Annotated in this window: 10 protein-coding genes; 3 read left to right on the forward strand and 7 right to left on the reverse strand. The window is 58.5% G+C overall.

Going from position 1 to position 13,481, the window contains the following annotated elements:
* Positions 1–29: 29 nt before the first annotated feature.
* From A6M21_RS01565 to A6M21_RS01575, 3 genes are all read right to left on the reverse strand, one after another.
* The gene (locus tag A6M21_RS01565) at positions 30–626 is read right to left on the reverse strand and encodes an anthranilate synthase component II (RefSeq protein WP_066666275.1); all 597 of its coding nucleotides are present in this window, start codon (positions 624–626) and stop codon (positions 30–32) included.
* 268 nt (positions 627–894) lie between these two features.
* Positions 895–2,559 carry an anthranilate synthase component I family protein gene (locus A6M21_RS01570; protein ID WP_066666151.1) on the reverse strand — a complete coding sequence of 555 codons (1,665 nt, stop codon included), beginning with the start codon at positions 2,557–2,559 and terminating at the stop codon, positions 895–897.
* Positions 2,560–2,823: 264 nt separating this feature from the next.
* Positions 2,824–4,089, reverse strand: a complete 1,266-nt coding sequence (locus A6M21_RS01575) for an MgtC/SapB family protein (RefSeq protein WP_066666152.1) — start codon at positions 4,087–4,089, stop codon at positions 2,824–2,826.
* Positions 4,090–4,190: 101 nt separating this feature from the next.
* Here A6M21_RS01575 and A6M21_RS01580 point away from each other — a divergent pair, with 101 nt between their 5' ends.
* Together A6M21_RS01580 and A6M21_RS01585 are read left to right on the forward strand one after the other, a co-directional pair.
* Positions 4,191–4,391 (forward strand): aspartyl-phosphate phosphatase Spo0E family protein, encoded by a 201-nt coding sequence (locus A6M21_RS01580; RefSeq protein ID WP_066666153.1) that lies wholly within the window; start codon positions 4,191–4,193, stop codon positions 4,389–4,391.
* A 292-nt stretch (positions 4,392–4,683) separates the two neighbouring features.
* Positions 4,684–5,886, forward strand: a complete 1,203-nt coding sequence (locus tag A6M21_RS01585; protein WP_066666154.1) for an MFS transporter — start codon at positions 4,684–4,686, stop codon at positions 5,884–5,886.
* Positions 5,887–6,007: 121 nt separating this feature from the next.
* Here A6M21_RS01585 and fabF read toward each other — a convergent pair whose 3' ends face one another.
* From fabF to A6M21_RS01600, 3 genes are all read right to left on the reverse strand, one after another.
* Positions 6,008–7,237: a beta-ketoacyl-ACP synthase II gene (gene fabF, locus A6M21_RS01590; protein WP_066666155.1), complete on the reverse strand. Its 1,230-nt coding sequence runs from the start codon at positions 7,235–7,237 to the stop codon at positions 6,008–6,010.
* Between the two features lie 151 nt (positions 7,238–7,388).
* Positions 7,389–7,832, reverse strand: a complete 444-nt coding sequence (locus tag A6M21_RS01595) for an acyl-CoA thioesterase (protein ID WP_151191748.1) — start codon at positions 7,830–7,832, stop codon at positions 7,389–7,391.
* A gap of 279 nt (positions 7,833–8,111) precedes the next feature.
* Entirely contained in the window at positions 8,112–9,779 is a 1,668-nt protein-coding gene (locus A6M21_RS01600) for a class I adenylate-forming enzyme family protein (protein WP_151191749.1), read from the reverse strand.
* 486 nt (positions 9,780–10,265) lie between these two features.
* Between A6M21_RS01600 and A6M21_RS01605 the strand changes: the two genes are divergently transcribed.
* Complete coding sequence (locus A6M21_RS01605; protein ID WP_066666277.1) at positions 10,266–11,090, forward strand: sulfite exporter TauE/SafE family protein; 825 nt, start codon at positions 10,266–10,268, stop codon at positions 11,088–11,090.
* A gap of 260 nt (positions 11,091–11,350) precedes the next feature.
* On the opposite strand, the gene A6M21_RS01610 is transcribed toward A6M21_RS01605, so the two are convergent.
* Positions 11,351–13,456, reverse strand: coding sequence for a proton-conducting transporter transmembrane domain-containing protein (locus tag A6M21_RS01610; protein ID WP_066666157.1), 2,106 nt, complete (start codon positions 13,454–13,456; stop codon positions 11,351–11,353).
* Between the last annotated feature and the right edge of the window lie 25 nt (positions 13,457–13,481).

Genomic DNA, 13,481 nt, shown 5'->3' on the forward strand with positions numbered 1-13,481 from the left:
CCGGATTTTGCCGTCTTCGCCCGGCACAATCACCCGGATACCGCCGGCCGCTCCCGCCGGCCGGAGCGCAGGTTTAAAAAATTCTGCAGCAGTTCATGCCCGCATTCGGTGAGAATGGACTCGGGATGAAACTGCACCCCCTCAACGGTAAATTCCCGGTGGCGCAGCCCCATGATTTCCCCGCTGTCCGTCCAGGCACTGATTTCCAGGCAGTCCGGCAGGTTTTCCCGCTCCACCAGCAGCGAGTGGTAGCGGGTGGCCGTCAGGGGGTCGGGCAGGCCGGTGAAGATGGTCCGGCCGTCGTGGTGCACGGCCGAGGTTTTGCCGTGCATCAGCCGCGCCGCCCGCACCACCCGCCCGCCGAAAGCCTGCCCGACGGCCTGGTGGCCCAGGCACACGCCGAGCACCGGGATCCGGCCGGCCAGGTGTCGAATGGCGGCCAGTGAAACCCCCGCCTGATCCGGATTGCCCGGACCGGGGGAAATGATCAGATGAGTGATGTTCAGAGCCGGAATTGCCTGCAGGGTGATCTGATCATTGCGCCGCACGGTCAGCGGCGCCCCCAACTGTCCAAAATACTGCACCAGGTTGTAAGTAAAGGAGTCATAGTTGTCAATGACCAGCAAATGCACCGGCCGTGCCGGCGTGAAAGAATACTGATCCGGATAAAACGCTGCTGATCCGGTCAAAAATACTCCCTCCCTCCAAATCTCTTTTCCCTGCCACCATCTAAAATCAGCGGGACGCCCAGGGGAGCGCGTCCCTGAAACAAGTCTCCGGCCCTCCGGAAGCGGGCCGTGACCAACCCCGGACGGCACACCGCCGGGTTGGCACGGCAACAACTTTCCCCGTCTCCGGGCGGGCGGCATACGCTTGCCCATTCACCGCACCGGTTCACCCGCGGGCCGGAACAGGTTCCGGTGCCGCTTCGGCCAGTGTCTGCAAAAGCGCGCGCGCTTTGTTCATTGTTTCGTCATATTCCGCTTCCGGATCGGAATCAGCCACGATGCCCGCCCCGGCCTGCACATAAGCGCGGCCGCGGTGAAAGACAATGGTGCGGATGGTGATCGCCGTGTCCAGGTTGCCGTTGTATCCCAGGTAGCCCACCGCACCGCCGTAAGGGCCGCGGCGCACCGGTTCCAGTTCGTCGATAATCTCCATCGCCCGCACCTTGGGCGCGCCGGAGAGCGTGCCGGCGGGAAAACAGGCCTTTAATGCGTCAAAAGCCGGCCGCCCGGGGGCAAGTTTCCCCTTCACCGCCGAAACCAGGTGCATAACGTGGGAATATTTCTCCACCGCCATGAACTGCGGCACTTCCACACTGCCCGGCACGCACACCCGCCCCAGGTCGTTGCGGCCCAGATCGACCAGCATGACATGTTCCGCCCGCTCCTTGGCGTCGGCCAGCAATTCTTCCACCAGCGCCCCGTCTGCGACGGCATCCCGGCCGCGCGGTCGCGTGCCGGCAATCGGACGGGTTTCCGCTTCGCCCCCCTCCACCCGCACCAGCATTTCGGGGGAAGCGCCGGCTACAACCACTTCGCCCAGGTCAAGGTAATACATATAAGGCGAGGGGTTGATCCGCCGCAGGCGCCGGTAGGCCTGAAAGGGCTGTCCGGCATAGGGCGCCTGCAGGCGCTGGGACAACACCACCTGTAAAATATCCCCCTGGCGGATATATTCCTGCCCCCGCCGGACCAGTTCCATGAACTGCCCCCGGGAAAGGTTGGCGGACACGGCGCCGTCCCCGGACAACAGCTGCGGCCCGGTTGGCTCGAACAGCGCCTCCACCGGTCGAGCAACGCCCGTCGCGGATGCGCCGCCGGCCTGCCCATGCGCGCCGCCGGCCACCGCACCACCGCAAGACATCGCCCGGCCGGCCTGCCGTCCGTCCGGCAGGGCGGCGGCGCCATCCGGGGTGTATAAATCACCGGCCGGGTCACCCGCTTCCGGCCGGACCAACCGGTCATAGATCCGCTCAATGCGCTCCGTCGCCCGGCGGTAAGATTTCGCCGGGTCATCCCCGGGCAACGTATTGATCACCACGCGCAGGGTGTGCCGGACGTGATCCAGCACCAGCAGCGTACCGCTGAAGACAATGCTGCAATCAGGCAAGCACAGGTCGTCTTTGGCCGCCGCGGGCAACTTTTCCAGGTGGCGCACCAGATCGTAGCCGAAATAGCCCACCGCGCCGCCGTAAAAACGGGGCAGGCCGGGCAGTGCCGGACCCCGGAAGTAGCGCATCAGCTGCTCGATCAATGCAAAGGGATCACCGTCAACGTCTTCAATAACAGGCATGTTTTCCGCCGCCGGCCGTTCGACCCGCCCGTGCTTTCCCCGGTGGGTGTAAACCAGCAACGGCTCCAGTCCGATAAACGAATAGCGGGCCAGCCGCTCCCCGCCTTCCACGCTTTCCAGCAAAAAACGGGGGCCGGAACCGGACAGCTTGTTAAAGACGGTGACCGGCGTCTCCATGTCCGCCGTGTACTCCCGGCTCACCGGCACCAGGTTGAATTCACCGCTCAAGGATATATATTCTTCTTCCGCCGGGTAAAACATAATCAAAGCCCCCCGCCACCATAATCAAAAACGCAAAAAACCGGCGCTCAAATGAACGCCGGCGGTCAGTCGAAAAGACGCGCCACGACTCATCTCAGCTCTGCTCCACTCTGCTTTTGCTCAACTATCTCTCGGCTGAAACCCTTGCTAGTTGGTAAGTTATCATAGAACAGGCTGTTTTGTCAAGGGATTTTTTGCAAAGGGGAAGTAAAGCCGGGCCGGCCCTATCGCGCCGCCCGGGCGGCCTGCGGCAACCCGCCCGCCCTACCGCCAGACGGCCGGAAAACCGTGCCGGACGCTGAACAGGATACCGGCCAATCCGGCGGCAATCACGATGATAGTATAAATAAACATCCGGCGCCCCAGGTTGACCCCCCTGCTTACGCGCCAGGCCAGGGGAAGGTGCACTCCGCAGCTGACCAGGGAGGTCAGCGCCACGCCCACAGCGGCCGTAGCGGCGGGAAGATTTCCGTGCCCGGCCAGGGACGCGGCCGTGGCCGTAACCGAGGAACTGCTGATCAGGCCGCCGGCCAGGCTGACGGCGTAGAACCCCAGGGAGCCCAGCATGCGCTGGGCCAGCCCGCCCACAACAGTCAGGGCGAGGAACAACAGGCCGAATTGCAGGGCCATTTTGAGCGAAAAGGGTGAGGAGACGGTGATTTCAGGCAGGCGCCCGCCTTCTTCCGCCTTTACCTGCCAGGCCAGAGCTGCGCTGACCAGGATCATCAGGAGCAGGGAAAAACCGGCCAGATATAGCACTCGCGGGGCGAGCAGGGCCATGATCACCAGGTTTCTCAAAAACATGGCCGCATTGGCCAGCATAATCCCCCGCAGGGCGAAACCGTTCATGGTTCCCCTGCCTTCGCGCGCCCTGGTGGCGATCTGGACCACGGTCACCGTGCTGTTGGTCAGACCGCCCAAAAAACCCGTATAGGCAATCCCTTTCAACCCGTACAGGCGCAGCAGGATATAGTTGAGAAAGGCGATGGCCGAGAGCAGGACCACAATCAGCCAGACTTTGCGCGGATCCACCAGTCCCCACGGATCCACGGTGCCGGTGGGCAGCACCGGCATAATCACAAAGGCCAGGACGCCAAAAGTAATCGCGGCGTGTACTTCGCTCCGGGACAGGTGGGTGGTGAACTCGACCAGTTCTTCTTTAAAGGAAAGCAGCATCATGATCAGGATGGTCACCGCAATGGGGGTGAAAACCTGTCCGGTGGCGATCAGCGTGCCGTCCAGGGCGGCCAGGAAAAGGGCGGCGGAGGTGGTAATCTCGGCTCCCCGTCGCCGGTAGAGAGACTGCACGTTCATAATCAAGATGATTATACCCACCACACCCAGGGCCACCATGTTCACCGTCACGGAAAGCATGCGGGAAAGAGTGCCGATCAAAGACACAAAAGCAAATGTACGCAGTCCGATTTCCTTTCCCGAGCGCTGCCTCTCCAGGCCCAGCAGCAGCCCCAGGCCGAGGGAAAGAACGAGCTGCTGCAGCACCGGCAGATAATGCCAATGTATGTCGGTCAATTTTTACCCTCCGCCAAAATTTTTATTACTTTTCACCTATTTTCGACAATGTTTTCCTATGTCATGAGTTATAATTACTAATAGGAAAGGAGGCTTGGACCATGATCGGACTGCATTCCACTTTGCTTTGCCTGAATACGCCGGACGGCAGAAAACAAAGAAAGCTGTCCGATCTCCTCGACAGGATCGAACAAACCCGGCTGCGGTTATACAAAACAGCGGAAAAATCGGAACGGCTGCTGATCAGCCAGAAGCTGGATACTTTGTTAAACCGGTATTACCGCCTTTGCTCCCGGCGCTGAGCGGTTGATCATCATTTTTCACATTATCTCCGTTTCAAAACCTTTCTTTCCCTATTTCCACGTTGTTTCCCCGCTCCGGGCAACGACCGCCCGGGGACATTTTCCGCCGGCTACGGCCGCATTTTTTAAAGGTTCGCGTTTATAAACGCGAACCTTTCATCCCGGTAAAGGTTTTCAGCTCAAAAATATTATAGCATACCCGGCGGCAGGAAAATAGAATTTAGTTATCGAAGCACATACGGCAGGGAGTCCTTCTGCGAATTTTCAGGTTCCGGAAAAGGTGTGTTCAATCTTGGAATATATAGAGCCGGGCAGCGGACAGTACGGCCGGGCCATTTCGGCATTGTTTCTGGGCAGCTTTGTCACCTTTGCCGCCCTTTACAGCACGCAGCCGCTCATACCGGCCATTTCAAGGGAATTCAACGTAACGCCGGCCGTCGGCAGCTTGTCGCTGTCACTGGCCACCGGCGCCCTGGCTGTTTTTATGCTGGTTGCGCCGGCCATATCGGATCTAACCGGGCGCAAACCGGTTATGACCGCATCCCTGCTCTTTTCAGCCGTGCTTTCAATTTTTACGGCCTTTACCCGCAGTTTTACCATGTTGCTTCTGACCCGTCTGCTGCAGGGAGTTTTTCTGGCCGGATTTCCCGCCATAGCGATGGGTTATATCAACGAAGAAATCGACCCGCGCAGCACGGGCCTGGTGATGGGGATTTACGTCAGCGGCACCAGTTTCGGCGGCATGGCCGGGCGCATTATCACCGGCGCGCTTACCGATCTCTTCACCTGGCATACTGCGCTGGGCATACTCGGCGCGATCAACCTGCTGGTCAGTTTTTTCTTCTGGCGGATGCTGCCGGAGTCACGTCATTTTTCTCCCCGCAAAAATACGGTTCAAACAACGTTTTTTGCCCTGTTCAAGAATTTGCGGACGCCCGGCCTGCTGCCCCTTTATTGCCTCGGCTTTATCCTGATGGGCGCATTTGTGACCTTATACAATTATATCGGCTATCCATTGATGGCCCCGCCTTATAATTTGAGTCAAACCGTTGCCGGGCTGATCTTTTTGGTCTACCTGACCGGTACTTTCAGTTCCGCCTGGATGGGCGGGCTGGCCGACCGCACCAACCGGGCGAAAGTATTGAAAGCAGGCATTGCCATTATGTTTTCCGGCGCCTTGCTCACCCTCGACAGCGTTTTAATCATTAAAATAATTGGCATCGCCATTTTTACTTTCGGTTTCTTCGGCAGCCATTCCGTTGCCAGCGGCTGGGTGGGCAAACGGGCCGGCACTGACAGCAAGGCGCAGGCGTCGTCTTTGTACCTGCTTTTTTACTACGCCGGCTCCAGCCTGGTGGGAACAACCGGGGGACTTTTCTGGAGCCGTTGCGGATGGGCGGGAGTTGTTTCGCTGATTGGATTTTTGTTGTTTACTGCCTTTTGTTTATCATTATTGGTACACGTGGTAAAAGTTAACGCCAAACGCGTCACCTGATCGGCCGCCAGACGGGGCGGTGTTATTCAAGTGCCGGATTCCGGACCGTGTACCCCTTTCACCGCCACATAACAGAAGGCTTGTTCAGCGTCGTGCGGCATTTTGCCGCCTGACTTTACCGTTAAATATAGCGGCGTACCACCAGGCAGGCGTTCTGACCGCCGAAGCCGAAGGAATTGGACATGGCCGCCCGCACATGCACCCGGCGGGGATGGTTGGGCACGTAATCCAGATCGCACTCCGGGTCCGGCTCATCGTAATTGATGGTGGGCGGCACCATACCTTCCTCAATCGCTTTCACACAGGCAATCAACTCGGTCACCCCGCCCGCGCCCATCAGGTGTCCGGTGGCGCCCTTGGTGGAGCTGACGGGAATTTGCGCCGCCAAAGCACCAAAAACAGCCCTGACGGCCAGCGTTTCCACCCGGTCACCGAGGGGGGTGGAGGTGCCGTGGGCGTTGATATAATCGATTTCCCCGGGCGTCAGGCCGGCTCTTTCCAAAGCCCTGCGCATGCACAGGATTTCTCCCCGCCCGCCCGGTTCGGGCGCCGTAACATGATAAGCGTCGCCATAATTGGCGTAACCGGTCAATTCCGCCCGGATGCGGGCGTCCCGGCGCCGGGCGTGGGAAAAGGTTTCCAGAACCACTGCGCCGGCGCCCTCACCCATCACCAGACCGTCCCGCCGGCGGTCAAAGGGCCGGCTGGCCTTTTCCGGAGCGCCGTTGCGGGTGGAAAGGGCACGGGCGGCGTGGAGTCCGGCAATAACCAGCGGGCAGAGAATGGATTCCGCCCCCACGGCCAGCATCACGTCGGCCTCCCCCCGCTGCAAAAGCATGACCGCCATACCCACCGCATCGGCCCCGGCCGAGCAGGCGGTGCCTACGGTCAGGCTGGGTCCGGTCAGTCCGTGGGCGATGGCGATTTGCGCCGCGGCCACGTTGCCCAGTATGCGCGGCATGAAGTGCGGGCTGATGCGGACGGAGCCGGTGCGGCAGAGCTTCTCCTGGGATTCTGCGATGGTGGCGATACCCCCCACGGCGGTGCCCAGGACCACTCCCATCCGTTCCGGGGCACCGGCGGGGCCGCTGTCCTGCAGTGCTTCCCGGGCCGCGGCCAGAGCGAACTGCATGAATAGATCCGTTTCTTTGAGCAGTTTTTTGGGTAAAAAATCTTCCGCCCGGAAGTCCAGCACTTCGGCGCCGATTTTGACCGGTAAGTGACTGGTGTCGAAACGCGAAATATAACCAACCCCGCATTTGCCCTGCAACAGGTTGTGCCAGTAGCTTTCGACACCAATGCCGACCGGGGTCACCGCTCCCATACCGGTAATCACCACGCGTTCCCGCATCTCTCCACCCCCTGGTATTGTCTGCAGCCGGCCGGCCTGTTTCGCTGCATCCACCAACATTTTCAAGCGTAATCAGATTATGTCCACCTGACCTGTTTTGGTTACCGCATTGCGCAAATACTTCGCCGGTATTTCGTCCGGGGCCGGCGTATTAGCTTTCAGTTGTGCCGGGAAAAACAGCATTCATTTTTGCCCACAGAGCCGGGTGTCGTTTTTTAATGTCAAAGGGTTTACCCCTTTCATCCACATAGGCGTGGACGGTGAACCCCCCGGCGGCCGGCGACCCGTCCGTTTTAAATATCGTATACTTAAACCCGATTCTCGTCCTGGTCAGCGTATCCAGGACGGTTTCCAGGCTAACCGCCTCTTCCGGCCATAATGACCGGCGGTAGCGGCAGCCGGCTTCCAGGGCCACCATATTGACATTTTGCCGGTGAAAGGTGCTCATATAGGGAAGACCGTATTTTTTAAAGAGCTGAATGCGCCCGTTGGAAAACCAGTCAAAGTACCGGGCATAGTAGGTGATGCCGGCGGCGTCGCAGTCACCCCAGGCCACTTCCATTTCAAACCGGCAACAGGGATACCGCTGTTGCATATAAAAATCATCTCCCAACCCACAAAATGCTCCCGATCGGCAAAACACCGGTATAGCTTCGGAACAAACCTGACAACGCTACATATTACGCGCAATTTCCGCCGGCTTTCAATGGCACCCGTTTTCCAAGCGCAAATCCGGGGAATCCGGTGATCTTTTCCGGCGCGCGATTCGCGCCGCCGTTTCACTTGCCCCGTCTACGCCGTGTTTGTTTCCGGACCGTATTTGCTTGCTCTTCTGGTACGACAACCACCTTCCACCGCCGCTACGCGGCGGCGTTCAGGCCCGTTCCAGCAGTCCCGCCCGCAGATCGCCGGCGGCTTGCTCTTTTACCTTGTAGTGGATCTTTTTACCCGTACCCGTGTAGGGCAACTCATCCACAAAACGGTAAAAGCGCGGTTTTTTATACATGGCCAGCATCGGGTGGCTGCGGCAATGCTCGTCCAATTCCTTTGCCGTAAGCGAGGGATCCGCCTTGACCACATAGGCCGCCACGGCCTCGCCGCGGACTTCGTCGGGCACGCCGGTGACCACCGATTCCTTCACCTTGGGATGTTCGTTGAGCACCTCTTCCACCTGAACCGGATGGATGTTTTCCCCGGCCGAAATGATTATATCATCCTTTCTCCCCACCACGGTAATATACTCGTTTTCGTCCCAGGTGCCCACGTCACCGATGTAAATCCAGCCCTTGTAAAAAACCCGTTCACTTTCCGCCGGGTTGTTCACATAACTGTAGGTGGTTTTGGCCGGCGCCTTGACAATTATTTCACCGGCCTCCTGATTGTCCCTGGACGCAAAATCATCCGGTTCGGCGCGCCGGTCCGGGTGGATTTTCACCACCCTTACGTCGTCGTCCGTGCAGGCGCGTCCGGCCGTACCGGCCATCCGCGGCAGGTCGTGCGGCCGCAAAAAGGTGTTCCAGAAGGCTTCGGAAGTGCCGTAACCGTTGAAAATGTTCGGTGTGAGCACCTGCTGGAACTTGATACAGGCTTCTTTTTCCAGCGGTGCGCCCATGGTCACAATGCCCTTCAACTTGCCCAGGTCCCTGGGGTTTTTGAGCTGGAAGTCGTGCAGCAGCTTGAGCATGGGCGGGGCGCCGATCAGAAAGGTGATGCCGTACTTTTCCACGTAATCCAGGCATGTGCGGGGCCTGAACTGCCTGAGCGCCACCACTTCCCCGCCCGCGTACAAGGTGGGGTTGGGGCCGCCGGAATACAAGCCGCCGCGGTGGAACCACGAGCTCATATTCATCGTCTTATCCAGTGGTGACAGGGGAAAGTGCATGATTACATCATGCGCGGACAGGACGTCGTTTATATTGTTGATGGGCACCCCCTTGGAACGGCCGGTGGTTCCGGAAGTGTAGAGCCGGGTGGTCTCGTCGTATATATGCATGGGGCGCGGGATGCCGGGATCATCGACGGGTCTGCCGCTTACGTATTCCTCATAGGTGATCGAACCGGCAAAAGGCTCGCCCCGCCCCCACGGATCCACCATCACCACCCGGCGGGGTTTGTGTCCGGCCATGGCCAGCGCACTTTCCGCCGTTTCCTTGAATTCCACGTCATAAAAAAATACGGCCGGCCTGCTGTCGTCAATAATGAAGGCAGTTTCCCCGTCCGCAAGCCGGAAATTAACCGGGCAGTTGATGGCGCCTATTTTCTGCGGGGCCAGGTAGAGAAAAACGAACTCCGCCCCGTTCAGCAACTGGTACATGACCACATCGTTTTTACCCACCCCGTCGGCCAGCAGGGCATGGGCCAGCCGGTTGCACTCACGGTTCAGTTCGGCGTAGGTCCAGGTTTTTTCACGCAAAGGACAGGTGAGTGCCGGCCGGCCGGCAAGCCGGCGCGCATTGCGCAAAAAGCCGTTCAGGTAGGTAAATTCATACTCAAAGGTGTCTTTGAACATGCGCATGTCGTAAGTGCGTTCTTCTCCGCTCATCATCCTATCCCCCCGTTTTTCCCGTACTTTAACCGTATTCCGGCACCAAATGGCAGCGGCCGGTTTCCGGTTACAGGCACGTTGTCTTGAATTTGCCGGTCATCCCGTCACTGTTTCCATCCTTTGTACATGGATTAATTGCCCACCGTATATTTCACCTTACGAATTATTTTATCACCAACAGCATTTCTGTCAAGTTCTTCCTAAGGGCAAACCGGCGTAGTTAAAAAGCTCCTGCCGGACATTTCCTGCAGGAGCCTGGCGTCGCAGCAGCGGGAATTTGGATTGGAGATGAGTCCCCCCACGAATGTAGGGGTTTTTTCCTGAGAGACGGTTTATTTTGTTTACCTAAACATTTGCTTGCCAATGAAGTTTTTTAGTGTTATATTATTAATTATGTATCTAAAGGGATTCATTACTGTTAGCCGGCACTCCGCCGGTAAACATACAGCCCAATATGTGGATTACTGTTTTGGAGTGATATTAATGCCAGTTCTTCTCCCGGTAGCCGGTCTGGCCATTGGTATTCTTGTTTCTTTAATGGGTGGCGGGGGCGGTATATTTTATATAATCATTTTAACCGGACTTTTTCACTTGCCGGTGCCCATAGCTGCATCCACTTCCCTGGCCACAATCATTCCCACCACGCTAATGGCTTTTTCCAGCCATTACCGCCAGGGCAATATCAAAGTGAATGTGGCACTTTGGTTAATTTTGGGTGCAGTGGCGGGAGCCGTCATTGGTTCCTATAGCTCTGCCTGGATACCCCCGGCCTACCAGACAAAAATTTTAGGATTAATATTGCTGGCCATCCTGGTGCCCATGTTAAAACGAAAAAAACAATCCGGGGTCAATACCCCGCAGACGTCCGTAGCCGACGGGGAAACCGGACATGATAGAGAAACGTATACAACCACTGTTGATACCGTTTCGTCCGCGCGGGCCTTTTCACAGCACCTCCTGGCCGTTTTTTACGGTTTATTTGGCGGAATTATGTCGGGCATGGTGGGCATCAGCGGCACTCCACCCATTCTGGCCGGACTTTATGCCCTTGGATTTAAAGCCAAAGAGGTGGTGGGAACTTCGCTCATGGTGTTGCTGGCTATTGGTATTACCGGCTTCATCGCCCACTTCGCCATTGGTTTAATAAATTGGCAGATAGTAATTTTACTGGGAGTGGGTACAGTTACCGGCGCCTTTATCGGCCCGCTGCTGCTCAATCGCATTGATACAGACGTTCTGGAAAAATTTTATGAACCTTTCTTTTTTTTGCTGGTCGGTTTTTTCGGCCTTTATGAACTCCTGGTTTAACATGGGTTATATCAACGAAAAAATCGACCCGCGCAGCATGGGGCTGGTCATGGGGGGTACGTCAGCGGCGGCAGTTCCACGGCATGGCCGGGCGTATTATCATCGGCACGCTTACTGATTTTTTTACCTGACACATTCCGTATTCGCCCCCCCCGGCATAATTACCGCACGCCGGGCGCGGCTGCACGGCCATAAAACGCCGGCAGCACCCGGACCCCGCCAAATGTGCAACTATCCCGGTGACAACGGCCGCCTGCCATTTACCAGACGGCGTAAATCAACGCGCCCGCCAGAAGAAGCAGCATATAGGCCACGTACTGGTTTACCCGCCCCGACTGAATCCAGCTCAACAGTCCGGCTCCCTTGTAGAGCAGCCAGACCGCCGGGCGATAAAGATAACGTTCGGCCGGCGAATAAATCTGGCGCTGGTAGCCGGTGGCCAGGCGGAAGTTGTTTTGCGCATGGTAATGCCGCACCAGGTCCACCCGCGGCCGGTAAATGGACCCGAAAAGCACCAGCACCGGGTTGGAATAGGCCGTACCGGTATACTGCTGGGCCGGATCAAAGCGCTCTTCCCCGCCGGCCCAAACCGGCCCTTTCTCCTGTACGGTCCGGCCGCCGAAGATACGGGCCAGGGCGGCGCCCAGAAGCAGCATCAGGGGCAGGGCCACCAGCAGATAAGTGGGCGATATGCTGGAGAACCCCGGATCGGTGGGTACCACCACGGCGCCCGGCGCCGGCAGGATGCCGCGCAGAAAACCGCCGCCCAGCATGACCAGGTCTTTGAACTTTTCCGGCTGGCTGAAAACGGCCGGGACCATCTGCTGCGCCGCCGTGCCGCCGGCCAGGATGGAGGCCGGGCCGTTCAGCCGGGGAATGACCAGGGTGGGCAGCACGCCCAGGAGCAGGCAAGCAACCGCCGGCAAGGCCATACCCAGCTTCATGCACGGGCCCGCTTCCCTCGCCCGGGCCGCTTCCGGGCGCCGGGCGCGGCCCAAAAAGGTTGTGCCGCAGGCCTTGACGAAGCAGGTTATGGCCAGGGCGGCGGTCAGAGCCAGGATCACCCCGGCGGCCGCCATGACCACCCTGGGCAGCACATCCGGCAAATGAAAGCTCAACAAAAGCGTCTGTAAGGTCAGCCATTCGCTGACGAAACCGTTGAAAGGCGGCAGGGCGGCAATGGACAGCGAGCCAACCAGAAAAAACAGGGTGGTGTAAGGCATGGTGCGTGAAAGGCCGCCCAAACCGTCCATGTCCTGCCGGCCGGTAGCGAATTCCACCGCCCCGGCGCCCAGGAATAAAAGCGTCTTGTAGACGGCATGGTTGATCGTGTGATACAGGGCGGTAATGGCGGCCAGTGCGGCCAGCACATACAACCCGCCGGTGCGATAGACCATGGCCGCCCCCAGTCCAACCAGGATCAGGCCGGTGTTTTCCACACTGCTCAAGGATAGCATGCGCTTCAAGTTCTGCTCCATCAGGGCGTATAAAATGCCCAGGATGGCCGTCAGAGCGCCCAGCACCAGCAGGACCAACCCCCACCAGAGGGGCGCCGCCCCCGGCAAATCCAGGATCACCCGGCACAGCCCGTATACACCCAGACTCAGCGTCACGCCGGAAAGGACGGCGGCCACATTGGCCGGCGCCGCGGCGTAGGCCGGCGGAAACCAGCCGTACAGCGGCACAATGCCCACCTTGACGCCGAAGCCCAGCAGCGCCAGGATGAATACCGCATTCTTCACCGCCGCCGGCAGCGAAGCGGCGGCCGCGGCGATGCCGGCGAAATCAAAGTGGCCGGTATGGATGCGCAGCATGATGAAGGCGGCGATCAACAGCACCGAGCCGGTTTCGCTCATCACCAGCATGAAAAAGCCCGCCTTTGTCGTTTCCGGGTTGCGGTGTTCAAAAACAATCAACAGATAGGAAAGGGCGGTCATCACTTCCCAGGCGATTAAAAAAGTCACCAGATCGCCGGCCAGTGTGGTCACGGCCAGCGCCAGGAACAGAATGTTGTACAGTGCGCCGAAACCCCGCACGTTGTAGCGCGGGATGAACTTTTGAAGATAATCCAGGGAAAAGATGGAGATAAAGAGCCAGATCAGCATGGTCAGGACAAAAAATAACAGTGACAAGCCGTCGGGGCGCAACAAAAGTGTGCCCAGGGGCGGTAATACGGCGGCCGCCAAAAAAACGCCGCTTCCGGCAAGCGCCAGCGTCACAGCGCCCGCCAGGCCGAAAAGCGAGGCCAGCACCGCCGCGCCCATGGATACAACCACCGCCGCCCGGCCGCCGGTGACCACGGCCATGAGCAGTGCGCCCAGCAACGATACGGCAGTCATAATCAACAACCAGGTTTGACCGGTCATAAAAGCACCTCCTTGCCCAAAATAT

The organism is Desulfotomaculum copahuensis (genome assembly GCF_001655685.1).
GTDB classification, from domain to species: domain Bacteria; phylum Bacillota; class Desulfotomaculia; order Desulfotomaculales; family Desulfovirgulaceae; genus Desulfotomaculum_G; species Desulfotomaculum_G copahuensis.